This is a genomic window from Melioribacteraceae bacterium 4301-Me (assembly GCA_041538185.1).
Lineage (GTDB): Bacteria > Bacteroidota > Ignavibacteria > Ignavibacteriales > Melioribacteraceae > Pyranulibacter > Pyranulibacter aquaticus.
The window spans coordinates 86,945-111,433 of record JBGORM010000003.1 but is presented as its reverse complement, the minus strand read 5'-3'; the positions used below and the strand labels follow the sequence as shown (position 1 = coordinate 111,433).

Here is a 24,489-nt window from a genome sequence, read left to right as displayed (position 1 = left end):
GCGCCTCTGCGGTTAAGTCTTAGTGAAACCGCAAAGACGCAGAGAACGCAGAGATTTTGAAAATCTATCTCAGTAAAATCATCTTTTTAGCACTATTATATTTATCAGTCACTAAACGGTAAATATAAACCCCACTTGCGAGACCTTTAGCATCAAAATTAACCGAATGCTCACCTTGACTTAATTCACCATCAATTAGGGTTGCAATTTCTCTTCCTAATAAATCGTATACTTTCAATTTTACAAATTCTTTTTTTGGCAAACTAAACTTAATTGTGGTAGATGGATTAAATGGGTTCGGATAGTTTTGTTCAAGTGAATAAGCACTTGGAAGTAATTCTATGGGCTCATTTGAAACAGAAGTTGGATAACTGACATAAGCTCTTATCAAATATGGATAAATTGTTCCATCACCTACAATGTAAACCCATCTTGGGGAACCACTAGATGGTTGATGTAGGTATGTAATACTTGGATAAGGATAACTTCCAGCTACCTCGCCAACCATAACCCTATTATCTCCTGAACCATCACTTGCATAAGTGCCAGCCATAACAAATGACACAACAAAATCTTGAGAAACATCAATGTTATATTGCTGAAGGTCTACTTTAACCCAATTGTTGTATGGTACCGGATAAGGTACTGGTGGTCTGACAGAAATATTAGATGTTGCGATAAAGGATGCCAGTTTTGCAGCAAAAGGAGATGGTTGTAATACTCCAGTGTACTTCCATATCCCACCGCTCATAGAACCAGCCTGCCTTAATGCAACCCTAATTGAATCAAGTTTAGCACCGGGTAATCCAGAAAAAACGACACCAACAGAATCATTCGCTATTAAATTGTCTACTTGCGCATATTTGGGTTCTCCATTATCATACGCAATTTCAATTGGTGCATTATTGGCAGTGCCGGAAGCAGAGTAAGAAAAAGAAAATGGCCCGTTGCTGGAAGCGTTATCATCATTGTGGTAAACAAGAACAGTAATTTCATTGTATGTTGTCCCAAAACCTGAAACACTAAAGTTTGAATTCATAGTTATATCTTCTACTGCAGCTGTACCGCTGCCAATTTTAATTGCTTTTGCTTTTATTGCAGTCTGATTATTATTGTTTACGTTAACAGAAAGGTTAGACCCCTGGGGAAAAGTTAAATACATAGAAGCAAGTTTATAAATGCTGCTGTTTGTTTGTGGTACATTAGGATTGCCATACACAATCGATTTCATCTTAGGGATGCCGGGATAATCGTATCCCCATTTGGGATTAACAGTTTTGTTGTTCAAGTAATTTGCTATAAAGAAATCAACTAAAATATCGTTGAAACGCCTTGTGCTTCCAATTTGGTTAAGAGCATAATTTAACCCAGAAATTCCCTTTATTTGGTTAAGCATATACTTAGTAAATATCTGATTTCCAAATTGTTCTTTTAAGTAAAGGGTAAATCTCGCCGCGCGTGAATAATCGTTTAACACTTTTGGATCATCGCTCCCACGCCAATTAAGCAGAAATATATTCGATTCATCCTGGTAACTGCCCGAGGAATAAAACGGATATCCACAAATAACCGCAGCAACCTCTGAAAATCCTTCATCAAAAAATGTTACGTCTTTCGTAGGAAAATAATTAAAATGAATCATATGCTGGAATTCATGAGCTGTGGTACGCATGCCTTTTTTAATTTCACTCTCTACTTTTAAATTCAATGGGTAAGCATCAAGATAATACATTTCCGCTTCGTTACTGTGACCATTTGTTAGTGATTTGCTATACTGATTTGTGTAATCAAAAAAGCCAGCGATAAAACCACCTTGAGAGTTGGGGGTCCAACCATCTTTTATATCCAAAATAACAATAATTATTTTAGGATCATTATCAAAGTAATCCGGTGGATTACCAAATATTTCTTTTTCAGTATCATAAATTCCTTTATTTGAATTTGCTGGAGTGCGCGAATCAAAATTTGCCTCTACACTATCTACAGCAGCTTGTGTTACATATCCTTTTTGCCATAGACTGTCAACAACAAAAATGTAGCAATGAGTACCTACTGCACGACATGTTGTAGGAAGATAATCATAATTGTTTGTAACAAAATTTGCTGCATACCAATAATGAGAATCCCCCACATTAAAATTCCAAGCTGCAGCTTTTTTTAACGTGGGGTTATAAGTTTTGCTTAGTTCTGATAAATCAATTCCATTTGCCTTGTAGAATTTTTCGAGAAATGGTCTAGCATCAACTGGATAGCTTTTATTTTGGTTTTGTGCTAAACTTTCTTTTTGAGTTTTAGCTTCAATTGCCACTGTTAAATTTTCTCTTTTCTGAGCTGGAGTTTTAGCCGCAATCAGCATGTAAAAAGTCAAGGTGAGATATATTATTTTTTTCATTTGGTCACTCGCTTCGATTATTTTTTATTAAGTGGTATTGCCTTGTTAACAATTAATACAGTTGTGCCATGCTCGTATTTACTATCCTTAAATTCAATAGTATAATATGCGCCTTGATTTTTCATTAATTCCTCTTTCAACTTGCTATCACAATCAAGCAGATAGACTTTATTAGTATCTACCATTACAGCAAGACGGGCAAAAGGTTCGTTGCCTACCATTGTTATATAGCCTTTAACTGTGTTTTCATTTTTTATTTCTCCTCCACATGAACAGCATGAGTTCAGAAAAAGCATAATAAAAAAAGCAAACACACTTCCAATAATTATTTTTTTTGTAGTCAACTTTACCTCAATAAGAATTATACGAATATAAATATTTGACTGCTTCAGTTCAAAGAAAAAATTTTTAGACACTGTAGTTTATGCTTTTTTAAGTTCATTATTTTCAAAGGCTTGTTGTAGTCGGTTCAGCGAACCGACTTACTATAATCCTTGTGGTCGGTAAGGCGAACCGACTTACAGTAGGTCGGAACTCTGTTTAACTAAGGTGTAAGTATTGTTGATTAAATAAATTATAAGTCAGTTGTCATAATTATATTGATTATGGAATTACACTGTTTGTTGGGGCATGTCTGCCTTATGTAAAACTCATTTCTAATTGGATTAATTAACTATTCTATTTACTTATGAGTTATACTTTTTACTGGAGGTTAACTAATTTCTACTTGTGGCATGGAGATTAAACATTTTAAACAAATTACTTTCCGTGCCGAGCAAATCTTTTAAAGTAAGGTTACGAACAACTCCATCAACGGCATCTTGAATTAACTTCCAAAGTGAGCGTACAGAACAATCAATTGAGTTTGTACAAATATCTGCTATTCCGGTATGTGATTGACAAAAGCTATCATCGTACAATCTGCCTCCTAATATTTGAAGGACATCACCTACCAAAATCTTTTCGGGTGGGCGTGATAAAGTATAACCACCCAATTGACCCCGTTCAGCCTCCAGCAGTCCTCCCAATCGAAGTATCCTTAAAATTTTTCCAGTATTATGTTCAGAAATGCCTTCAGCTCTGCTTATTTCGGGTATAGTTAAAGATTTGCCAACGTCATAAAACTTTGCAATCCTTAACATACATCTCAAGCCATATTCTTCCTGTGCACTAAATTTCATACACCATCATTTTTTAAAATTTAAGAACTCCCTTCCATTTGGGAAGGGATTTATAGTTAAGCCAATGGTATTTTTGAACCACATGCTTTTGCATGAACAAGTTTAGCATATTTTTCTTCAGAAATAGATGGACCTTTTCTGCCGCAATGCTGGTCGTAAATTTTTCTCAAATCTTCTGAAATTTCTTCAGGGTATCTACCTTCAAATTTATATCGCGGCATCATAAAAATAACTTCACAATTTTTAATCAACGCTAATGAAGGAGAAGATGGCGGATAAGCGCTCAAATATTTTTCGCGCAGGTAATCCACTGCATCTCTATCTTGGCCAGCAAACACAGTAACAAGCCTATCTGGAATTACATTATGTTGAAGAGAAAGAGTAACTCCAGGTCGTGCACTTCCTGCAGCGCATCCACAGACGGAGTTAATCATTACTAAAGTTGTTTTATCATCTTTTAACGATAAAACATCTTCAACTCTTTGAGGGGTAAGCAGTTCCTCAAAGCCAACATAAATCAGTTCATCCCGCATTGGTTGAACCGCTTCAGGATCATATATTGGTGGTTTTAGATTTATATTGAACATATTTACATCCTTTCCTTAATTACCTTGTTAAAGGCTTTTTATTTATTGATTTCTGAAAAATTTTATAGATTTCTCCTCTTGCAAGTAAGAAACAGAAATCCATTGTTTCTCAAAGAGTTTAAGTGGGGCTTTTACATAAACCCCAGTTCTAACTTTGCTTCTTCACTCATCATATCTTTATCCCATCGCGGCTCCCAAACTAAATCCACATAAACATCTTTAACATCAGGAATATTTTTAACTTTCTCTTTTACTTCACCTGGCAGACTTCCAGCTACTGGACAAGCTGGAGATGTTAAGGTCATTTTGATGTAAACTTGTCCATCATTATCAATTCTTATTTCGTAAATTAAGCCCAGCTCCCAAATATCTACTGGAATCTCAGGGTCGTAGCAAGTTTTAAGTACCGAAATAATTTGCTGTTCAAGTTTTCCTTTATCAATCATATTAGTCCCTCTAAATTGCAAACATTTTTTTTACTTTCAGTAAACTTAAAACAAGTTTATCAATTTCTTCTTTAGTATTATAAAAAGCGAATGATGCTCTGGCTGTTGCAGAAAGATTAAATCTTGTCATTACAGGCTGAGTGCAGTGATGACCGGTCCTAATTGCAATTCCGTCTGTATCTATTATTGTTCCAATATCATAAGGATGAATGCCATTGATAACAAAAGAGATAACGGAGGCTTTCTCTTTAGCAGTGCCAATTATTTTTAATCCTTCAACCTCATGGAGTTTTTCTGTTGCATAATCAAGCAATAATTTTTCGTAATTAGTAAGTTCATTTCTATCAAATTGATTTAAGTAATCTATAGCAGCACCTAAGCCAATACCGCCGGCAATATTTGGTGTTCCAGCTTCAAATTTATGCGGCAAATCATCAAATGTAGTTTTTTCAAAAGAGACAGTTCTAATCATATCACCTCCACCTTGATAAGGAGGCATACTCTCTAGGTACTCAGTCTTACCGTAAAGCACACCAATGCCGGTTGGACCGAAAACTTTATGACCGGAAAAGACTAAAAAGTCACAGTCAAGTTCTTGCACATCAATTTTTATATGAGGCACAGCTTGTGCAGCATCTAAAAGAACAGGTACATTATTTTTATGGGCAATTTCTGTAATTTTCTTAACGGGATTGATTGTCCCCAAAGAATTAGAAATGTAAACAACGGAGACCAATTTTGTTTTTGACGAGAACATCTTTTCGTATTCATCAATATCCAGTTCACCAGCATCATTCATTGGAATTACTCGCAGCTTCAAATCGATTTTATTCTGAATTAATTGCCATGGAACAATATTAGAATGATGTTCCATAGCAGAGATAATAATCTCATCACCGTCATTAAAATATTTCCCCATAAAAAAAGAATTAGCCACTAAGTTAATAGCTTCTGTTGCTCCTCTAACAAATATTATCTCGGAAGAACTTAATGCATTAATAAATTCCTTAACTTTTAGTCTTGCGTTTTCATAAGATTCTGTAGCCAGTTCGCTCAAAAAATATAGACCTCTATGGATATTTGCATTATCGTAAGTGTAATAGTGATTCAAACTATCAATCACAACCTGTGGTTTTTGGGTTGTAGCCGCATTATCAAGATAAACAAGCGGTTTATCGTTCACCAATCTTTTTAGAATAGGAAAATCTTCTCTTACTTCGTTGATATTAAACTTTCTTTTAACTGCAATATTATTTTCTACTTTCAACACAGATTTCACTTTTATTATTGGTTGGTTATTTCTTTTCTGTGCAAATGTTCAAATACAAGATGATTTAACTGTTCTTTTAACTCCGGTATTTTCACTTGTTCAACAACATCACTTGCAAAAGCTCTAATTAACATTGATTTTGCAATATCCTCAGGCACTCCTCTTGAACGAATGTAAAACTCTGAGATTTCATCTAATGAACCAATAGCTGCTCCATGAGAACATTTTACATCATCAGCAAATATTTCCAACTGTGGTTTTGTGTCTATCATTGCCTTGTCGGAAAGCAATATGGCTTTGTTTGATTGATATGCATTTGTTTTTTGGGCGCCTTTTCGTACTAAAATCTTGCCATTAAAAACCCCTCTTGACTGATCATCCATAATTCCTTTATAAAGTTCATTGCTCATACAATTTGGTTTAGCATGATCTACAAAAGTATGATTATCAACATGCCTTTTTTTGTTGGTCAAATATAGTCCATAAAAATGACATTCTATTCCTTCATCATCTAAAAGAGAATTAATATCATTTCTAACAAGTGAACCGCCAAAAACAAAATTATAATGATTAAATACGCTGCTTCGTTTTTGTAAGGCCTGAACTTTTTCTATATGAAACGAATTCTCGCTTTCGTTTTGAACTTTATATAAATCAACGTACGAATTTTCACCCACCAAAATCTCTGTTACTATGTTGCTTAAATATTCTTTAGCACTTATTCCTTGATAATTAGTTATTATTTCAACTTGACTATTCTTGCCTACCACAAAAAGGTTTCGAGGCTGATTTAACAAATTTTCCTGGGTACTTTCACTTAAAAATAAAACTTGAATTGGTTTTTCAACTACTACATTATCTGGAACAATCAACACTGCACCATCGTAGGCAAAAGCAGTATTTAATGCATTAAATGCATTATCTATACTCGAAATTTTATTAATATATTTTTTCAAAAGTTCAGGATTTTCTTTCTCTAAAAGACTAAGACTGTCAAGAATTATTCCTTTAGGCAATTCTTCCAGCCGGCTTAGACTTCTTACAAAATTTCCGTTAAAGAATACAAGAAGATGTGAATCAAAACCTTTAAGCAAGTAGGGGTCTATTTTAAGATTAGAAATATCATACAAATCAGCGTTGACAGCCGGGATAAAGTTATAATTTAAAATTGGAGAAACATTTGTAAACTTCCATTCTTCATTTTTAGTCGAAGGAAAATTCATCTGAGCCAATTGCTCAATAGCATTTCTCCTTATCTGATGAATGGGTGATTGTAAACGTCCATTCAGTTTGCTTTCAAAAAAACTAAATTTATCGAGATACCACTCTATTTGATTTTTGTGTGTTTGCATAATAAAAGTTCATTACCTCTTTTAAGCATTTTGTTCGATTAGTTCTTCACTTTTAAGCCAATCATAACCTTTTTCTTCAAGTTCAAGAGCTAATTCCTTACCGCCAGATTTAACAATCCTTCCTTTATAAAGAACATGGACATAATCTGGGGTGATGTAATTTAGAAGCCTTTGATAATGAGTTACAACGACAACTGCATTGTTTTCATTTTTAAAAAGATTTACACCATTAGCTACTATCTTTAAAGCGTCAATATCCAATCCTGAATCAGTCTCATCAAGCAATGCTAATTTTGGATTTAACATAAGAAGCTGAAAAATTTCGTTGCGTTTTTTTTCTCCACCGGAAAATCCAACGTTAACATAACGACTAATAAGCGATTCATCCATGCCAAGAATTTTAGATTTCTTCCTAATTAAATCCATAAATTCTTTAGTACTAATTTCAGGTTGACCATGATATTTTCTAATTTCATTTAAAGCTGTCTTTAAAAAAGTAGCATTGCTTATGCCGGGGATTTCAATTGGATACTGAAAAGCTAAGAATATACCTTCCCTAGCTCTATCCTCAGGATTCATTTCAAGCAAATTCTTTCCATCGAACCATACTTCACCCTCAGTAACTTCGTAGCCTTTATTGCCAGCCAACACATTTGCCAATGTGCTTTTACCTGAACCGTTAGGACCCATAATAGCATGAATTTCACCTTTATTTACGCTTAGATTAATACCTTTTAATATTTCTTTTCCTTCTACGTTCGCTTTAAGATTTTTTATTGTTAGCATAATTCTCCTTTAGCAACAATTAAATAAAAATGGATTGTGACAATATTTTTTCAATCTCAGCATTCACTTTATCCTACACTTCCCTCGAGTGAGACTGCCAAGAGTTTTTGTGCCTCTACTGCAAACTCCATTGGAAGCTCATTAAAAACCTCCTTGCAAAAGCCATTAACAATCATATTTACAGCATCTTCAGTAGAAATTCCGCGTTGGTTCAAATAAAATATTTGGTCCTCACCAACTTTAGAAGTAGTTGCTTCATGTTCAACTTTAGCGGTATTATTTTCAATTTCGATATAAGGGAAAGTATGAGCACCGCACTTATCACTCATAAGCATCGAATCGCATTGTGTAAAATTTCTAGCCCCTTCAGCGTTTTTACCAATGCGAATCAATCCTCTGTAAGAATTATTGCTTCTACCGGCAGAAATTCCTTTAGATACGACTGTACTTTTAGTGTGCTTTCCAAGGTGAATCATTTTTGTGCCGGTATCGGCCTGCTGAAAATTATTTGTTACAGCAACAGAATAAAACTCGCCTACTGAATAATCTCCCTGTAAAATGCAGCTTGGGTATTTCCATGTAATTGCAGAGCCTGTTTCTACTTGAGTCCATGAAATTTTAGAGTGCTTACCTCTGCAGGCACCTCGTTTTGTAACAAAATTATATACACCGCCTTTACCTTCTTTATCACCCGGATACCAATTTTGCACTGTTGAGTACTTAATTTCAGCATTATCTAATGCAATTAATTCAACAACAGCAGCATGCAGCTGATTATTATCTCGTATAGGCGCAGTGCATCCTTCCAAGTAACTAACATAAGCACCTTCGTCAGCTATAATTAATGTCCTTTCAAATTGTCCAGTTTCTTGTGCATTAATTCTAAAATAGGTTGAAAGTTCCATAGGACAGCGGACGCCTTTAGGTATATAAACGAAAGAGCCATCACTAAAAACAGCTGAGTTAAGAGCTGCGAAAAAGTTATCAGTATATGGAACTACTGAGCCAAGATACTTTTTTATCAGCTCAGGATGATTCCTAATGGCTTCTGAAATAGAGCAAAAAATTATTCCTTTTTCTTTTAGCGTTTCCTTAAAAGTCGTTGCAACCGAAACCGAATCGAAAACTGCATCAACAGCTACACCTGCCAGCTTTTTCTGCTCTTCGAGAGGAATACCAAGTTTTTCGAAAGTCTTTAACAATTCAGGGTCAACTTCGCTAAGATCATTTAGCTGCGGTCTTTTTTTAGGAGCAGAATAGTAGCTTATATTTTGATAATCGATAGGAGGATACTTTACATTTGCCCAATGAGGTTCTTCCATTTTAAGCCAATGCCGGTAAGCTTTTAATCGCCATTCTGTCATCCATTCTGGTTCATTCTTTTTCTCTGAAATAAATCTGATGATTTCTTCACTCAAACCTTTTGGTGCCGACTCAGTTTCAATATCAGTAACAAATCCCCACTTATATTCTGATTTAGTGAATTCATCTAATACTTTTACATCTTCTAGCTTTTTTTCCTGTACTTTATCTATTTCTTGGTTCTTAATTTGGCTCATAACTCACCTTTTTTTACGATGTAAACCTATCTAATCTTGATAAAAAAGTCAAGATAACAAGTATTTTATTTGCTAAAATCTTTAACCCAAGTGTAAGTGAATAGTGTTGGCGAACTATTAGAATTTTCTGTATATATTCAAAAGAAGAACGAGTTAATAATTTCGTTGTCTAATTATTTCAAATAATATTACGCCTGCAGCAACCGAAACATTTAATGATGAGATATTGCCATACATAGGAATTTTTACAAGTATGTCGCAATTGTCTGCTGTTAATTTTCTTATTCCTTTTTCTTCATTACCTACAATTAAGGCTAAAGGAATTTTAAAATCTATATCTGTATAATTTTTTGATTTTTCAGAGATATAAGTTCCAGCAATCCAGAAATTAAAATCTTTTAGTCGTTGAATTGTATTGTTAAGATTGCCAATCTTGGCAATATTTAAGTGTGTCACTGCGCCAGCTGAAGCTTTTTGCACAGTATCATTTATTGGGGCGGTATTATTTGAAGTAATAAGCACACCATCAACTGCAGCACATTCGGCAGTACGTAATATAGCGCCTAAATTATGCGGGTCCTGCACAGAATCTATAATTAGAATCAACGGGTATCTCGACTTTAGAGAAATACTAATAATTTCTTGCAGGGATTTATAATGATATTCCGTTATTAATGCACATACACCTTGAGAGTTTTTGTTTTTTACAAGCTGATTAAATTTAGAAGGGGAAATTTGAGAAATTTTTATTTTGTTTTGCTTAGCTGAAGTAAAAATTTTATTTATTACATCTCCTCGTTGGCCATAAGACACATAAATATGCTCTATTTCAACATTTGAATTAATTGCCTCTAAAACTGGTTTACGACCGTAAATTATTTGCATCTAATTGACTTTTAATTTTCTGAACAACTTTTTCCAATTCATCTTTAAGAAAAGTAACCTGTTGCGAGGTGTTCATATCTTTCAACAATATTTCTCCCTTAGCAAATTCTTCTCCACCCAAGATTAAAACAAACTTTGCATTTTGTCTATTTGCCTCTCTCATTTGAGCTTTAACGCTGCGGTTCAAGTAGTCCAAATCTACAGATAAGCCATTTTCTCTAAAAAACAATGAAACGTTAAAGGCATAATCAGACAAATTTTTATCAATATTTACTATGAACAAATCCAAAGATTCATCATTAAGTCTTAATGATTTTTCATTAGCACATGCAAGCAATATTCTTTCGATTCCGGCAGCAAACCCAACACCTGGGGTTTCTGAGCCGCCAAGTTCTTTAACAAGCAAATCGTATCTGCCGCCTCCACAAAGTGCACTTTGTGAACCAACGCTGCCGCTAATAACTTCAAATGTTGTATGTGTATAATAATCTAATCCCCGAACTAATCGAGCATCAACCTCAAATGGAATTTTTGCAGAAAGGAGTGCTTGCTTTACTTTTTCAAAGTGTTCAAGACTCTCATCATCTAGATATTCAATTAATAAAGGTGCATTGTTTAAAATCTCTTGGTCTTTTTGGTCTTTACTATCAAAAATTCTTAAAATATTTGTATTAACCCTTTTCTTACTATCTTCAGAAAGTTTATTTAAATGTGGTTTCAAGTATTCTTTAAGAATTTTTTTGTAATTTTCCCTTGACTGCGGAACGCCAAGCGAATTTATTTTTACAGAAAGGTTTTTCAAACCAAGCAGTTTTAATATTCTAAAAGGGATGATAATCATTTCAGCATCTAAGATTGGGCTTTTACTTCCTAAGGCTTCGGCACCGAATTGATGAAATTGTCTGAGTCTGCCAGCTTGTGGTCTTTCTTGTCTGAACATTGGAGATATATAAAAAAATTTATTCAGGCTTTGTTTCTTTTCTAATGAATGTTCAATAAAAGCTCGTACCACAGAAGCTGTCATTTCCGGTTTTAATGTTATGCTTGTTTGACTTCTATCCAAAAAAGTATACATTTCCTTACTAACTATGTCGGTCGATTCGCCAATTCCCCTTGTAAACAATATTGTTTGTTCAAAAACAGGTGTACGAATCTCTTTGTAGTTAAACTCGTTCATTACTTTTAGCACAACTGATTCTATATGTCTCCATTGAGGGATATCGGCAGGTAAGATATCTTTAGTCCCAGTGATGGCTTTAATCATTTACTATCCCAATTAAATAATATCAAAATATTGTTTTTCTTCCTCTTCGAAAAGTTTATAAATTTCTTCATCAGATTTTGCTTTAAGAAGTGATTGACGAAACTCATCTTTGTTCATCATTCTCGAAATGCGGCTTAAGAGTTTTATGTGAGGACCAACTAAGTTTTCTTTACCAACTAGAAGAAAAATCAGGCTAACGGGCTGGTCATCCAGTGCCTTAAAATCAATGGGGTTATCTAACTTTCCAAAAGCTGCAATAATTTCATTAACTCCATCAGTTTTAGCATGAGGAATTGCAAATCCTTTTCCTACTCCGGTTGACATTATTTTTTCTCTTTCCAAAACTGCATTTCTTACTTGTTCTAAATTATTTACTCTTTCATCTTCATTAAACAAGTCAATCAGTTCATTTATTACTTCTTCTTTTGTTCTTCCTTTCATAGAAGCAATTATATTTTCTTTCCTTAATATTTCGCAAATTTTCATGATACCTTCACTTTTAATTAAAGAACATATTTTTATTTTTCAAATTTACTAAAGGAAGTTTCCTTAATCAATCAAAAGAAAAACAAAAGAGAGAAGGTACTTTTTAGTGATAAAAAATATTTTTTTAATTGTTTGCATTTGTGTTTAACAGTAATTTTGAAATGTTCGTTAACCATTAGAAAAATTAAATGAGGTAAACATGGATATTCAAAACAAAACTGTATTAGTATTAGGAGGCTGGGGGCTAGTTGGAAATGCAGTAACAAGAAAACTAGTAGCTGAAAAACCAAAAAGAATAATTATAACATCATTAAAAAAAGAAGAAGCTGAAGAAGAGGTAAAAAAATTATATTCAGAATATCCCGATATGCCAGATGACTACTTTGTTCCCTTCTGGGGAAATATTTTTGTTAGAAACCAGTTTAAGGATATTAGCAGATTGGAATTACTTTCCGACCCACAAAAAAGAAAAATTTTAATTACTGATATCATGGAAGAACTGAATGATGAGATACTGCACAGTTCTACCATTTATCAACTTTTATCTACATATAAGCCTGAAATAATTATAGATTGCATTAACTCAGCGACTGGCATTGCTTATCAGGACATTTATTCTACTTATCATAAAATTAAAAAGACAATTGAGAAAAAATCATCTCAAGAAGAACTAATTGAGCAAACTGAAATTTTACTTTCAACACTTTACATTCCACAGTTAATTCGTCACGTTCAAATACTCTATAATTCAATGTACGTAAATGGTACAAAAATTTATGTTAAAATTGGTACCAGTGGAACGGGCGGGATGGGACTTAATATTCCATACACGCACAGCGAAGAAAAGCCATCGAGAGTACTTTTAAGCAAATCTGCAATTGCGGGCGCACATACTCTTCTTTTATTTCTAATGGGAAGAACACCAGATGGACCAATCACAAAAGAAATTAAACCAACAGCTGCAATAGCTTGGAAAAGAATTGAGTTTGGTGAAATTAAAAAGCACGGCAAGCCTATTGAAATATTAAACATTTCACTTGATGAGGCTGTACCTTTAACCGGTAAATTACAGCTAAAGATGGATAAACAATATAAATATTCGGGTGAAACATTAAAATCGGTTTTTATCGACACAGGTGAAAATGGTACTTTTTCACGTGGAGAATTTGAGGCTATTACTACCCAGGGACAAATGGAATATGTTACGCCAGAAGAAATTGCAGTAGACGCAATTTATGAAATAAAAGGTGGGAACACTGGACACGATATAATTAACGCATTAGATAATGCTACACTTGAACCAACCTACCGCGCTGGTTTTATGCAACATTCAGCAGTTGAAAAGCTTGCTGAATTAGAGAAAATTCACAATACAAATAGCGTAGCATTTGAGTTATTAGGTCCTCCAAGACTTTCAAAATTATTACACGAAATTAACTTGCTTAAATTAGTATGCGGTGGAATGAAAGACATAGTTAAAGAAACAGCAGCTAATCTTTCTAAAAAAACTTACGATTATTTAAAAGCAAATTCTAAATTAAGAAATGAAATTATTTCAATCGGAATACCAATATTAACCCCTGACGGCAAATCACTAATAAGAGGAAATGAGATAAAGATTCCTCCCTTTAGAGGTGACAACGAAATAGAAATTACTCCAAAATCGATTGACCTATGGGCTCATGATGGCTGGGTAGATTTGAGGGAATCTAATATGGAAATATGGAAAAATAGATTAAAGTTATTGATAAACGAAGCTGAATCGATACCGCCAAATGATACAAGCTCGATGTATGTTAGAACAAAAAAATACTGGAATAATTTTGAAACAATTGACATCGGAAAAGTGGTTGGCTGGGTGTTTATCAAAGAGGAAAAAGGCGAAAGAATGAAGGCATAGCACTAAAAACAAAATATTCAAAACAGTTGCGTTGCTAATTAAGTTACATTTTAACTTGCTCGAAATTATATTGACAGATGGACAAATTATTTAAGCTTGTGTCTGCAAATAAAAATGAACTCCTAAAACCCAAACCCTTATTTATGAGGGTTTGGGTTTTTAGAAATAAATCACAGTACCAATAACAATCAAAAATTGGTGGTGAATTTCTTACCCTTATGATAATCTGCTATTATTTTAGCTGCTTGTACTGGATTATCAGTTAACGTAAACAGATTAACATCTTCTGGCGAGATAAATTTATTTGACAATAATTCATTTTTAATAAAAGAAAGCAATGATGTCCAATACTCATTTCCAATTAAAACTACAGGGAACCTTCTTGTTTTGCCAGTTTGAATAAGAGTTAACACCTCAAAAAATTCATCAATTGTACCAAATCCACCTGGAAAAAGAATATAACCTTGTGCATACTTAAAAAACATAACCTTACGAATAAAAAAGTACCTAAAGTTCAATAATTTATCATGGTCAATATACTGGTTTGGCAGCTGTTCAAAAGGTAATTCTATATTTACACCAGTGGAACTTCCGCCTGCTTCTTTTGCCCCTTTATTTGCAGCTTCCATTATACCTGGACCGCCTCCAGTAATAACACCAAAACCATTTTTAACAACCTCCTTTGCAGTCTCAACAGCCAATTTATAAAATTTATCGTTAGATTTAGCCCTTGCTGAACCAAAAAAAACAACACTTGGTTTTATTTTTGACATTGTTTCAAACCCCTCTACAAATTCAGCCATTATCCTAAATATTCTCCACAAATCTTCTTGTGAGCTTTGTAATTTTAATTCAACTTCATTTACTTTCATGTCTACATTATCCATAGTTTTCTCCTATTTTTGTTTCCAATTGCTCCACAAACGAAAATGAATATAATTAGATATCTTGAAAATCCTGAATAAGTCTTCATATATCTACATTTAGCAAGAAAGCCCTTATGTAGGTAAACAAATTCATTTTTCAGCGATTAAGTTTTTTGCTTGAATCATTAATCTTAAAGATAACTTTGTTTTTATATATACGACAGCAAAACTATGATTTTACCCTATCATCTACCATATCCTTTTGGCAAATAAATAACTTTTAATTCAGAATCTTGATATAGCATGAATTGATTTAATTTTATTTTCTGCCTGCTTAGTTAAAAGTTAATGACTCTTAAATGGCTCTTTTTTGCGAGTTCGTCATTAACTATTACGTAACGGGCATTATTATCAATGCTTGTTTTTCTAAGATTGTTACTAACAGAGTGGTTATCATAAGATGTTGAATATCTTGAGTATGGATAATGTTTCTTTACCACCTTAATATTAAAAGATTGCTTATTTGTTTCTATAGGGAAGTGCGGAACTACAGAATAATAGTTTGCAGGCAATTTGTACGAGGTTATATCATCTTTATTAAGTCTATTCTGATTCAGCAAAACTTCATCAGTGTAGATTTGGTCATTATGCTTGTTTTCCTTTTTGTAGAATAAAAAAGAAATAAATATTGCTACAATAAGCAGCACTATTCCAATTACTAATATTAATGCAACAACAGAGATTAATTCCATAATTCGGCAAATTGTTCATTTTTCAGTGTCAAACAAAGTGCCAACATAAAAATTGAATCATATTTAGATATAAGCTCAGTTGTAAAGAAAATTAAATTTTTTGTTGGACTTCACCGTTTCACAATGAGATTGATTAGAAAAATAATACATAATTAATTGAATAAACTTGATACGAATCATCTTTTTTAAAGTTATATTAATAGATAGCCAAGGAAGTGGTTTTAGTCATTTTTGTTAATGCATGACTTAGACAATCACTGCTTGTCGATAAGTGTAATTCTTCAGTATTATTGATAAGACCATTGTTCTTTGTTTAAGTGTTCAATGTATAATTCAAAAAATATTTTTTATCTTACACAAGAAATATTTTAATGAAACAGTAAAATGGAAAATAAAGATAGACTAAACAGAATAGAAATAATTGAGGGTGACATAACCAAATTAAAAGTTGATGCAATAGTAAATGCAGCAAATTCATCTTTATTAGGCGGCGGCGGTGTTGATGGTGCCATTCATAGAGCCGCGGGACCAAAATTGTTGGAGGAATGCAGAACATTAGGGGGTTGTTCAACAGGAGAAGCTAAAATTACAAAAGGATATAATTTGCCTGCAAAGTTTGTTATTCATACTGTTGGACCTGTATGGAGAGGCGGTAATAACAACGAGGATAAATTACTTTCTAACTGTTATAAAAATTCGTTATCGCTTGCTGAGAAACATAATATTAAAACCATTGCTTTCCCAGCAATTTCAACTGGAGTTTATGGTTTTCCGTTAGACCGGGCAACAGAAATTGCTATATCAACTGTCTTGAAATTTCTTGAGAACAGTAAAACAATTAATAAGGTAATTTTTGTATGCTTTGGTGAAGCTGCATATAAAACTTATAGAGACAAAATAGAAAAATTATATAAATAATATTTTACCGCAAGAACAATATAGTTACTCCACCTACTGCAATAAATGCACCTAAAATTGAAACCCAAGACAATTTCTCTTTATAATAATACTTAACCATCGGAAGCATTATTATTGGTACTGTGGCCATTAAAGTAGAAGCAATTCCCACTTTAGCATATTTTATAGAGACCAGACTTAAAGTAATGCCCAAATATGGACCTACTGCAGAGCCAATTAGAGTATAGGCAAATGCTCTTTTCTTGTTCTTAAAAACACTAAATGGGTTTGCTATTTTTTTAGCCATTACTGTCAGCGGATAAATAAACACTATAGCTGATACAATTCGTATTAATGCGGCTAAAAAGCCATTTATTTCTCCTTCATTAAAAGCCTGCTTAGCAAATATTAGTCCAACCGCTTGACCAACTGCTCCAATGAAAGCATAAAAAACTCCAGCTACATTAACTGTATACCGTGAAGAAACTTTCTCTTCTCTTTTTAATACTACTATTGCTATACCTAAAATAGTTAAAAATATTCCCAGCACTCCAATAAATGAAATTGATTCGTTGAGAAAAAAGTAAGCTAAAATTGCCGACATACCTGGCACCAGCGCCATAATCAGCATACTTAATCTTGCACCAATAAATTGAAATGATTTGAAAAGAAAAGTATCACCGATTACTAATCCAGCGAAACCGCTAAGGGCAAGATTAACAATTTGGTTCGAGGTAACTACCCAGCCTAATTGTAATGCTAAAATGGTAAACAATAAAAAGATTGCAGCAAGTATTAGTCGACTAATATTAACAAACAACGACCCCACTAATATTGAAGCTTCAGTAAAAACAATTGCTGTGGCCGACCAAAATAATGCGGTTAACAGTGCTGCTATTTCTCCAAGATATGGCATTACAAGCAATTAATTTTTTGAGCATAAAAAATAAGTATAAAGATAATTGAAAAAAAATGAAGAATAATTAGAGGGTGCAGAAACACACCCTCAATTTAGTTTAAGATTGTTTTGGAGGTACTATTTTGGAAACCAGCATTAAGCTTGGGCAATATCCAAAAATTCCAGCTAATACAATAGCAATTGCCGGTATGTATAAAAACCAGTGTACATTTGAGAAACCTGTTAATGCTATACCGATCCATATAAGTAAGCCAAACAGAATAAACCACACACGCATTGTAGAGGATGCCTTTCCCATTTTTTCTCCTCCTTATTGTTGAATAAATTTATGGCATATACAATCTAATAAATTAATTTAAATTTTTTAAGAAAATTATTATGCAAAAAATGTGTTCAGCGAATGGCCAAAGGTTTTTTTACAGAGTTAAATTAGAATAAATCTAAAACCCAATTGTATTATTTTTATTTTACTTAATAACGAGTATTCCTCAAAGGAAAATGCTTTTTCTGAAAAAAACTAAAATGTAGGACTAAGTTCACAAATAAATTGAATGCTAAAAGATTGTACCAATACTGTAGGCAAGTTTCACCGATTACAAATAAACATTTCAAATCCTACAGCCAACAGTTTTTTCAAACTAAATGGTTCAATGGCTAACAGCATCTAACCATACTATAAATATCAACACATAAGATTTAAGCTGGATTATAATTAACCGCATCAATTCCTAAAAACAGAGCCGTAGTATCGAGTTCTTCTTCAATTCTTAAGAGCTGATTATATTTTGCAATTCTATCTGTTCTACTTGCTGACCCAGTTTTAATCTGTCCAGCATTTGTTGCTACAGCAATATCAGCGATGGTAGTATCTTCAGTTTCTCCGCTGCGGTGAGAAATTACAGAAGTATAACCTGCATTCTTTGCCATTTCAATTGCTTCAAGTGTTTCAGTTAAAGTACCAATTTGATTTACCTTAATTAAGATAGAATTTGCCACTCCGTTTTCTATACCTTTAGCAAGTCTTTCAGTATTAGTAACAAACAAATCGTCGCCGACCAACTGAATTTTATTTCCAAGTTTATCAGTTAACAGTTTCCAGCCATCCCAATCATCTTCTGCTAAGCCATCTTCTAAAGAAATAATGGGGTATTGTTTGACCCAGTTAACCCAATAATCAACCATTTTTTCAACTGGGATTTCTTTATTAGGTTCTGACTTAAAAAAGTGATAAGCATTTTTTTCCTTAATAAAAAACTCGCTAGCGGCGGGGTCTAAAGCAAGGCAAACATCTTTTCCTGCTTTATAGCCAGCTTTTTCAATTGCTTCAAGTATTACTTCCAAAGCTTCTTCATTAGATTTTAAATTGGGTGCAAATCCTCCTTCATCGCCTACAGCAGTATTATAGCCTTTTTTCTTAAGAACGGACTTCAGTGAGTGAAAAGTTTCCACGCCCATTCTTAAAGCTTCAGCAAAATTTGAAGCACCAACAGGCATAATCATAAATTCTTGAAAATCCACGTTGTTATCAGCATGCTTTCCACCATTTAAGATATTCATCATTGGTACTGGCAACGTTCTGGCATTAACACCTCCAATATACCTGTATAGCGGAAGTTCTAACGCCAAAGCAGCCGCTTTAGCACACGCCAAAGAAACGCCCAATATTGCATTAGCACCTAATTCTGATTTGTTTGGAGTTCCATCTAATTGACACAACATATTATCAATAGCCACTTGTTCAGTAACATCAAAATCAATCAATTCATCAGCTATTTTTTCGTTTACATTTTCAACTGCATTAAGAACACCTTTACCAGAATAACGCGCTTTGTCGTTATCTCTAAGTTCAACTGCTTCATGCTCACCTGTGGAAGCTCCACTTGGAACTGCAGCTCTTCCTACTATTCCAGAATCAAGTGTTACTTCTACTTCAAGTGTTGGATTACCCCGAGAATCTAATATCTCCCTTGCCCAAATATCAATAATGTTAGTCATTTATTACTCCAATATTATATTATTTTTGAAGGCAAAACTTATCAAATTAAGCAGGTAAATTCAATTTAGGCGCATCTTAATTTTTTATTTGAGGTCATATCTGCCCAATATATTTTTTATTTCGTCCCTAAATGGACTTAATCTATTTCTTTGTTCTTTATCCTATAAATATTTTGTCATGACGGGACAATAAAGCTTTGATTATGCATAAACCAATGTAATCCCTTTAGGGATTATGTTATAGAATAAATAAGTATCAAACTGAAGTTAAAAGTCCCGTATGGACGAGATGGGGATTGATTTACAAGACAAGTAGAATAGTCCAAAATCTTGAAGTCTTCTAAATTTATTTGGTAATTCATCCCTTCGGAATTTGATTTCAAAATTATTTTGGGCAGCAGTGATTTGGAGTAAATACCTCTGTAACTTAACAATGTAGAATGGAAATTTTTCTAATAAAAAATTTTAGCCGAATTAATACGAGCGATTTCTAAAAAAATACTTTTTTATTTATTATTTATGCAAGATCGGGATCATTAATAAATAATTAGTGTAAGTATGAATAAAACATTGAGATAAGTACAAATACGACTAAACAATTATATTTTAGCCAAAAAGACTAAAAAGTAATACACTAAGTACAATTAAAGTGAAAAAAGAATACATAACATCTTTTTCATGAATGAAACCGACGAAAGAAAAAAATACTCTTAGAACCGGCGTAGCAATTAAGGCAAGAATCCCTAATTGAATAATTGACAAACTTTTCAATTCAAGCATACCTTTAAGTATGCTAAAAAAATTCTTCAAATCGGACGGTTCATTATTAAACACAGAAAAACGAGGGGGTTGATGACCGTAATTATATAAGTAAATAATACCGCCTACAACCACTAAAACTGCTGAAATTATTACACCTACTCTTAGCAAATCAGCTAAGAATGTTTCCAACTTTCGTTCTTCGTTGATAAGAAATTTTTCTTTCATAAATTCCCTGATATAGCGTTTTTAATCATTTCAAAAGCAAGTGACAGTACTAAAATTCCGAATAAAATTTTCAGCCACTTTGAAGATGTACGGCCTAAAATTGAAGCTCCAATAAAAGCGCCTGTTAAAACGCCAAGCAAAACAGGCATTATTAAAGGCGGGTTAATAAAACCATTTTTTAAGTAAATTCCAGCGCTTGCCGCAGCAGTAACTCCAATCATAAAATTACTCGTGGTGGTAGAAACCTTAAAAGGAATTTTCATAATTCTATCCATTGCAATAACTTTTACCGCCCCACCTCCAATTCCTAAAAGTCCAGATAAAAACCCAGCTAAAACACATATACTAAAACCTAATGGAACTCTTTGCATTGAATATTTTTTCCATTCATTTTTTTGTGGATAATAACCATTTAACTTTAACTTAGAAGCAATTTTATTTTCAGAGATAATCAAGCTATCTTCCTTTCTGGAGATAAAAGACTGGATTGCAGAATAAATCAGTACAATACCGAATACAACAGCGATAATATTTGCAGGTGCAAAACCAGCAAAGTATGCTCCTATAATAGCGCCAATTGTCGTTGCAATTTCTAAAAACATTCCAATTCGAATATTTGTGTAACCTTCCTTAACATAAGTCGATGCCGCCCCTGATGAAGTGGCAATCACAGCAATCAATGAAGCGCCTACAGCGTAATGAATATCAACCCCAAATAATAGAGTTAACATAGGCACTATTATAATTCCTCCACCCAAACCTGTTAAAGAGCCTAAAAAGCCTGCAAGTAGTGAGCCTATGTAAACAAAAACTGTAAAAATTATGTTATTCAATCTTATACCTGCACTTTTACCAATTAGCAAATTTTTCAAAAATTTTGTGTAACAAACTTATTGCAGTTATTTGAAATAAAAAAATTGTAGTATTTTTAAGATACTTTTTATGTTTCTTTAGCATAATTAATAATCAATAAAATTCAAAAATGAACACAACACAATTATTAATTTTACTTTTAACTGGATTGCTTTCTGGAGTTTTAAGCGGATTTGTTGGTGTAGGCGGCGGTATTGTAGTAATACCTATGCTAATTTTCTTTTTAGGTTATTCACAGCAATTAGCACAAGGAACTACACTTGCAATGTTGCTTCCACCAATAGGTTTGTTAGCAACAATAAATTACTACAAGGCTGGATACGTAGACCTAAAAGCAGCAATGTTAATGGTAATTACTTTTGTTATTGGCAGCTATTTCTCTTCTAAAGTTGCGGTGCAAATACCAACAGATTTGCTAAGAAAAATATTTGCAATTTTTTTATTCTTAGTGGCAATTTATTTATTTATAAAAAAATAATATTAGCCCCCGTAGCTCAGCAGGATAGAGCAGCGGTTTCCTAAACCGTTGGTCGGAGGTTCGAATCCTCTCGGGGGTACAAATTTTTAGTAAAAGGTAAAATTTTGACTACTTATAGAAACATCTGAAAAGTAGAATTATCAGCGGTTGTCATTCCCACGAAACCTTTTCTCCCGAGAGTGGGGAGCTGAAAATCTACTTTGAAAACAATGGATTCCCGTTCCCCACTTACGTGAAAAAAGGTTTTAAAGGAGTGACTCATCGAATCTTTCAGAAGTTTCTTATAACTATTTATTGCTGCTTTATAGTAATTTTTGTATATAGCTCAAAACTTTCTTAGAGGAAATAAAAATGAAACGCTTAATGACTAATATTGTTTTTGCATTGGTTGATATTGCATGCTTCCTTCAAGGAAGTATTATTATCTTTTATGCACTTCTTCATTTCAATTACAAGACTGAATTTCTCAGCGATTCTAATTACTATTCTCTCGAAAACTCAACTGCCTCTCCAATAATAGTCGGCGGCCATTATTATTATCACGACTCATATATTAAAATTGCCATGATTGGATTAGCACTTGTTATTACTGGATTTTTAATGCGCAGCTGGAGAAAAAGTTTTTAGCTTCATAAAATTTTTTGAAATATTTTGCTGAAACTCCAATTTCTGAAGTACCAATTGAGTTTAATTACGTTTGTATTGTATTTGGGCATAAATTTAGGTGATTATTGAATTTTTTTTGAAGCAGTACACATAAGCAAATTACATTACATTATTCATATCTTTTTTAATTCTCTTAAGTGTATTCAACAATGAAGTGGGTCTATAAGCTATCTCTGATTGAGCTTTTAAGGTAATTAAACCGGATTTTAGTGGCCGAGGAGCAGCTTGTTTTAACTGCTTTGAATCAATTGGTTTTATCAGCGATTCATCTAAATCAAAAAATTGAGCTATCTTTTTAGCAAAGTCAAAACGAGAAAGCAACTCGCCGCCAGCAATATTATAAATACCTTCTTTCTTAAATTCAATTAATTTATTAATTCCGTTAACTGCATCGTCAACGAAAGTTGGATTGTTAATTTGGTCAGTAACTACATTAATTTGTTTTTTTGATTTGAGTGATTTAATTACCCACTTAACAAAATCAGTTTTATTGTTTTTTGCTGAACCATACAAAACATTTGTACGCACAATGCAGTATCTTACTCCGCTTGCACGCACTGTATTCTCGGCAGCTAATTTTGTTCTGCCATAATAATTAATTGGGCAAGGTTTATCATCTTCGGAATATGGACCTGATTTTCCATCAAAAATATAATCAGACGAAATATGAATCATTAGAGCATCTACAGTCCATGAGTATAAGGCTAAATTTTCTGTACCACCCACATTTATTTTCCAAGAAATTTCTCTATCAGTTTCGCATGCATCAACATCAGTATATGCAGCGGCATTAATTACAACATCCGGGAAAAAGTTCAGAAGTACCTCTCTCACTTTATTTTTATTTGTTATATCAAGTTTTTTATACGGCACACCATCAATACAAGAATTATCTGAAGCTGAGGCAGCCAGTAATTCTATTCGCGGATTATTCTTGTAAAAATTAACCAGGTGTTGGCCTAATAATCCATTTGAACCAATTATTACTATCCTTTTTCTTATTAATTCTTCAGCCAAATACATTTTTAATTCTCTCGTATTCTTCAAAAGTGGTAAAAGTTGTAGATAATGAACCTGCTTCTACAGCCTTTTTAAGCGAGTTAAAAATATTTTTTGTAGCAATATAAAAATAAAAGAAAACCGTCCCAAAAACATCTCCACACCCAATTTTGTTAACTACTTGATATTGCTGTGCTTTAACAAAATAGGAGTTTAGAGCATTATCCTTTCTGTAAAATAATCTTGCACCTTTTTGGGCTTTTGTAACAATTAATATTTTAGGACCAAAAGTCAATACTTCGTTTGCAATGTCAAACTCGTTTGTACTGTCGCTTAATGTTAACAACTCATTCTCATTAGCCTGCACTATATCTACATTAGCAAGCCAATCTTTAGCATTTTCAATTTTTTTAAAATTCCTATTCCCCTTCTCATCAATACCTCTAGCAAGTGTGTGAACATCAAAATAAATAAGTCCGTTAAAACGCTTTCTAATAAAAAATAGATCTTTTAAGGTAATGTCGAACCCTGTAGTCATGTTAATAAATATTCCATCAAATTGATTAAAAGCAATAGATTCATTTATTGATAAACTCGCAGAAATATTTTTGTAAACTTCAGATCTCTCGTCAACATTCTGAATTATTAGATATACTTCCGGTATATTTTTTGATTCAACAGAAAATGAAAAATTAGTTTTTTTAGCAAACTTGCTGTAATAGGATTTCAAGTAGCTGTTATATCTTGTTAACAAAAACAGTTCGTCGGTATTTTTTAAGATAAATGAAAATGCCAAAGTATTATAAAAAACACCACCAGGTTTTAAGCTTAAACTTGGTGATTCGATATTGTCTAGTATTGTGCTGCCAATTAACAATATTTTCATGCTTAGCAAAAAAGAATTATTTTAGATGCAATAAAAAAATAAATAAGCATAAACTTAACAACT

Annotated in this window: 25 protein-coding genes and 1 tRNA gene; 5 read left to right on the top strand and 21 right to left on the bottom strand. The window is 33.1% G+C overall.

The annotated features are described in order from the left end of the window. Positions 1 to 64: 64 nt before the first annotated feature. From ABRY23_06520 to ABRY23_06465, 12 genes are all read right to left on the bottom strand, one after another. Positions 65 to 2,392 (bottom strand): T9SS type A sorting domain-containing protein, encoded by a 2,328-nt coding sequence (locus ABRY23_06520; GenBank protein ID MFA3782706.1) that lies wholly within the window; start codon positions 2,390 to 2,392, stop codon positions 65 to 67. Positions 2,393 to 2,409: 17 nt separating this feature from the next. After that, positions 2,410 to 2,736 carry a hypothetical protein gene (locus ABRY23_06515; GenBank protein ID MFA3782705.1) on the bottom strand — a complete coding sequence of 109 codons (327 nt, stop codon included), beginning with the start codon at positions 2,734 to 2,736 and terminating at the stop codon, positions 2,410 to 2,412. A 372-nt stretch (positions 2,737 to 3,108) separates the two neighbouring features. Then, positions 3,109 to 3,573: an Rrf2 family transcriptional regulator gene (locus ABRY23_06510; GenBank protein MFA3782704.1), complete on the bottom strand. Its 465-nt coding sequence runs from the start codon at positions 3,571 to 3,573 to the stop codon at positions 3,109 to 3,111. A gap of 56 nt (positions 3,574 to 3,629) precedes the next feature. Further along, entirely contained in the window at positions 3,630 to 4,160 is a 531-nt protein-coding gene (locus ABRY23_06505; GenBank protein ID MFA3782703.1) for a BrxA/BrxB family bacilliredoxin, read from the bottom strand. Positions 4,161 to 4,291: 131 nt separating this feature from the next. After that, complete coding sequence (locus ABRY23_06500; GenBank protein ID MFA3782702.1) at positions 4,292 to 4,606, bottom strand: SUF system Fe-S cluster assembly protein; 315 nt, start codon at positions 4,604 to 4,606, stop codon at positions 4,292 to 4,294. A 10-nt stretch (positions 4,607 to 4,616) separates the two neighbouring features. After that, on the bottom strand, positions 4,617 to 5,876 hold the full coding sequence (locus ABRY23_06495) for a SufS family cysteine desulfurase (GenBank protein MFA3782701.1): 1,260 nt from the start codon (positions 5,874 to 5,876) through the stop codon (positions 4,617 to 4,619). A gap of 14 nt (positions 5,877 to 5,890) precedes the next feature. Next, positions 5,891 to 7,228, bottom strand: a complete 1,338-nt coding sequence (gene sufD, locus ABRY23_06490; protein MFA3782700.1) for a Fe-S cluster assembly protein SufD — start codon at positions 7,226 to 7,228, stop codon at positions 5,891 to 5,893. A 21-nt stretch (positions 7,229 to 7,249) separates the two neighbouring features. After that, a complete protein-coding gene (gene sufC, locus ABRY23_06485) occupies positions 7,250 to 8,014 on the bottom strand; it encodes a Fe-S cluster assembly ATPase SufC (GenBank protein ID MFA3782699.1) in 765 nt (254 codons plus the stop codon). A gap of 68 nt (positions 8,015 to 8,082) precedes the next feature. Continuing rightward, on the bottom strand, positions 8,083 to 9,573 hold the full coding sequence (gene sufB / locus ABRY23_06480; protein MFA3782698.1) for a Fe-S cluster assembly protein SufB: 1,491 nt from the start codon (positions 9,571 to 9,573) through the stop codon (positions 8,083 to 8,085). 153 nt (positions 9,574 to 9,726) lie between these two features. After that, positions 9,727 to 10,458 (bottom strand): 23S rRNA (guanosine(2251)-2'-O)-methyltransferase RlmB, encoded by a 732-nt coding sequence (gene rlmB, locus ABRY23_06475; protein ID MFA3782697.1) that lies wholly within the window; start codon positions 10,456 to 10,458, stop codon positions 9,727 to 9,729. Next, positions 10,436 to 11,722, bottom strand: coding sequence for a histidine--tRNA ligase (gene hisS / locus ABRY23_06470; protein MFA3782696.1), 1,287 nt, complete (start codon positions 11,720 to 11,722; stop codon positions 10,436 to 10,438). The genes rlmB and hisS overlap by 23 nt, the downstream gene beginning before the upstream one ends. A 12-nt stretch (positions 11,723 to 11,734) precedes the next feature. Beyond that, a complete protein-coding gene (locus ABRY23_06465; protein ID MFA3782695.1) occupies positions 11,735 to 12,208 on the bottom strand; it encodes a PTS sugar transporter subunit IIA in 474 nt (157 codons plus the stop codon). Positions 12,209 to 12,407: 199 nt separating this feature from the next. Here ABRY23_06465 and ABRY23_06460 point away from each other — a divergent pair, with 199 nt between their 5' ends. Further along, positions 12,408 to 14,108: a short-chain dehydrogenase gene (locus ABRY23_06460; GenBank protein MFA3782694.1), complete on the top strand. Its 1,701-nt coding sequence runs from the start codon at positions 12,408 to 12,410 to the stop codon at positions 14,106 to 14,108. Between the two features lie 188 nt (positions 14,109 to 14,296). On the opposite strand, the gene ABRY23_06455 is transcribed toward ABRY23_06460, so the two are convergent. Together ABRY23_06455 and ABRY23_06450 are read right to left on the bottom strand one after the other, a co-directional pair. Beyond that, positions 14,297 to 14,995 (bottom strand): TIGR00730 family Rossman fold protein, encoded by a 699-nt coding sequence (locus ABRY23_06455; protein ID MFA3782693.1) that lies wholly within the window; start codon positions 14,993 to 14,995, stop codon positions 14,297 to 14,299. A gap of 317 nt (positions 14,996 to 15,312) precedes the next feature. Beyond that, entirely contained in the window at positions 15,313 to 15,726 is a 414-nt protein-coding gene (locus ABRY23_06450; protein MFA3782692.1) for a hypothetical protein, read from the bottom strand. A gap of 384 nt (positions 15,727 to 16,110) precedes the next feature. Here ABRY23_06450 and ABRY23_06445 point away from each other — a divergent pair, with 384 nt between their 5' ends. Further along, positions 16,111 to 16,644, top strand: coding sequence for an O-acetyl-ADP-ribose deacetylase (locus ABRY23_06445; protein MFA3782691.1), 534 nt, complete (start codon positions 16,111 to 16,113; stop codon positions 16,642 to 16,644). A gap of 4 nt (positions 16,645 to 16,648) precedes the next feature. Here ABRY23_06445 and ABRY23_06440 read toward each other — a convergent pair whose 3' ends face one another. The 5 genes from ABRY23_06440 to ABRY23_06420 all read right to left on the bottom strand — a co-directional run bounded on the left by ABRY23_06440 (position 16,649) and on the right by ABRY23_06420 (position 21,357). After that, positions 16,649 to 17,539, bottom strand: coding sequence for a DMT family transporter (locus ABRY23_06440; GenBank protein MFA3782690.1), 891 nt, complete (start codon positions 17,537 to 17,539; stop codon positions 16,649 to 16,651). A gap of 100 nt (positions 17,540 to 17,639) precedes the next feature. Continuing rightward, a complete protein-coding gene (locus tag ABRY23_06435) occupies positions 17,640 to 17,840 on the bottom strand; it encodes a hypothetical protein (GenBank protein MFA3782689.1) in 201 nt (66 codons plus the stop codon). A 398-nt stretch (positions 17,841 to 18,238) separates the two neighbouring features. Further along, positions 18,239 to 19,537, bottom strand: coding sequence for a phosphopyruvate hydratase (eno, locus tag ABRY23_06430; protein MFA3782688.1), 1,299 nt, complete (start codon positions 19,535 to 19,537; stop codon positions 18,239 to 18,241). Between the two features lie 606 nt (positions 19,538 to 20,143). After that, the gene (locus ABRY23_06425; GenBank protein MFA3782687.1) at positions 20,144 to 20,524 is read right to left on the bottom strand and encodes a DUF1634 domain-containing protein; all 381 of its coding nucleotides are present in this window, start codon (positions 20,522 to 20,524) and stop codon (positions 20,144 to 20,146) included. Beyond that, positions 20,521 to 21,357 (bottom strand): sulfite exporter TauE/SafE family protein, encoded by an 837-nt coding sequence (locus tag ABRY23_06420; protein ID MFA3782686.1) that lies wholly within the window; start codon positions 21,355 to 21,357, stop codon positions 20,521 to 20,523. Before ABRY23_06420 ends, ABRY23_06425 begins: the two co-directional genes overlap by 4 nt. A gap of 149 nt (positions 21,358 to 21,506) precedes the next feature. Between ABRY23_06420 and ABRY23_06415 the strand changes: the two genes are divergently transcribed. The 3 genes from ABRY23_06415 to ABRY23_06405 all read left to right on the top strand — a co-directional run bounded on the left by ABRY23_06415 (position 21,507) and on the right by ABRY23_06405 (position 22,502). Next, positions 21,507 to 21,875, top strand: coding sequence for a sulfite exporter TauE/SafE family protein (locus tag ABRY23_06415; protein MFA3782685.1), 369 nt, complete (start codon positions 21,507 to 21,509; stop codon positions 21,873 to 21,875). A 5-nt stretch (positions 21,876 to 21,880) separates the two neighbouring features. Further along, positions 21,881 to 21,954 (top strand) — tRNA-Arg (locus tag ABRY23_06410). 272 nt (positions 21,955 to 22,226) lie between these two features. After that, on the top strand, positions 22,227 to 22,502 hold the full coding sequence (locus ABRY23_06405) for a hypothetical protein (GenBank protein ID MFA3782684.1): 276 nt from the start codon (positions 22,227 to 22,229) through the stop codon (positions 22,500 to 22,502). Between the two features lie 138 nt (positions 22,503 to 22,640). Here the strand turns inward: ABRY23_06405 and rfbD are convergent, their stop codons facing one another. Next, positions 22,641 to 23,564, bottom strand: coding sequence for a dTDP-4-dehydrorhamnose reductase (gene rfbD, locus ABRY23_06400; protein ID MFA3782683.1), 924 nt, complete (start codon positions 23,562 to 23,564; stop codon positions 22,641 to 22,643). Beyond that, a complete protein-coding gene (locus tag ABRY23_06395) occupies positions 23,551 to 24,426 on the bottom strand; it encodes a carbohydrate kinase family protein (protein ID MFA3782682.1) in 876 nt (291 codons plus the stop codon). The genes rfbD and ABRY23_06395 overlap by 14 nt, the downstream gene beginning before the upstream one ends. Between the last annotated feature and the right edge of the window lie 63 nt (positions 24,427 to 24,489).

Coding starts and splice junctions, on each gene's coding strand:
- ABRY23_06445 (MFA3782691.1), top strand. CDS start 16,111: ATGGAAAATAAAGATAGACTAAACAGAATAGAAATAATTGAGGGTGAC.
- ABRY23_06425 (MFA3782687.1), bottom strand. CDS start 20,524: ATGAAAGAAAAATTTCTTATCAACGAAGAACGAAAGTTGGAAACATTC.
- ABRY23_06405 (MFA3782684.1), top strand. CDS start 22,227: ATGAAACGCTTAATGACTAATATTGTTTTTGCATTGGTTGATATTGCA.
- rlmB (MFA3782697.1), bottom strand. CDS start 10,458: ATGCAAATAATTTACGGTCGTAAACCAGTTTTAGAGGCAATTAATTCA.
- sufD (MFA3782700.1), bottom strand. CDS start 7,228: ATGCAAACACACAAAAATCAAATAGAGTGGTATCTCGATAAATTTAGT.
- sufC (MFA3782699.1), bottom strand. CDS start 8,014: ATGCTAACAATAAAAAATCTTAAAGCGAACGTAGAAGGAAAAGAAATA.
- ABRY23_06440 (MFA3782690.1), bottom strand. CDS start 17,539: ATGCCATATCTTGGAGAAATAGCAGCACTGTTAACCGCATTATTTTGG.
- ABRY23_06435 (MFA3782689.1), bottom strand. CDS start 17,840: ATGGGAAAGGCATCCTCTACAATGCGTGTGTGGTTTATTCTGTTTGGC.
- eno (MFA3782688.1), bottom strand. CDS start 19,537: ATGACTAACATTATTGATATTTGGGCAAGGGAGATATTAGATTCTCGG.
- ABRY23_06520 (MFA3782706.1), bottom strand. CDS start 2,392: ATGAAAAAAATAATATATCTCACCTTGACTTTTTACATGCTGATTGCG.
- ABRY23_06510 (MFA3782704.1), bottom strand. CDS start 3,573: ATGAAATTTAGTGCACAGGAAGAATATGGCTTGAGATGTATGTTAAGG.
- sufB (MFA3782698.1), bottom strand. CDS start 9,573: ATGAGCCAAATTAAGAACCAAGAAATAGATAAAGTACAGGAAAAAAAG.
- ABRY23_06465 (MFA3782695.1), bottom strand. CDS start 12,208: ATGAAAATTTGCGAAATATTAAGGAAAGAAAATATAATTGCTTCTATG.
- ABRY23_06450 (MFA3782692.1), bottom strand. CDS start 15,726: ATGGAATTAATCTCTGTTGTTGCATTAATATTAGTAATTGGAATAGTG.
- hisS (MFA3782696.1), bottom strand. CDS start 11,722: ATGATTAAAGCCATCACTGGGACTAAAGATATCTTACCTGCCGATATC.
- ABRY23_06460 (MFA3782694.1), top strand. CDS start 12,408: ATGGATATTCAAAACAAAACTGTATTAGTATTAGGAGGCTGGGGGCTA.
- ABRY23_06505 (MFA3782703.1), bottom strand. CDS start 4,160: ATGTTCAATATAAATCTAAAACCACCAATATATGATCCTGAAGCGGTT.
- ABRY23_06455 (MFA3782693.1), bottom strand. CDS start 14,995: ATGGATAATGTAGACATGAAAGTAAATGAAGTTGAATTAAAATTACAA.
- ABRY23_06415 (MFA3782685.1), top strand. CDS start 21,507: ATGAACACAACACAATTATTAATTTTACTTTTAACTGGATTGCTTTCT.
- rfbD (MFA3782683.1), bottom strand. CDS start 23,564: ATGTATTTGGCTGAAGAATTAATAAGAAAAAGGATAGTAATAATTGGT.
- ABRY23_06395 (MFA3782682.1), bottom strand. CDS start 24,426: ATGAAAATATTGTTAATTGGCAGCACAATACTAGACAATATCGAATCA.
- ABRY23_06500 (MFA3782702.1), bottom strand. CDS start 4,606: ATGATTGATAAAGGAAAACTTGAACAGCAAATTATTTCGGTACTTAAA.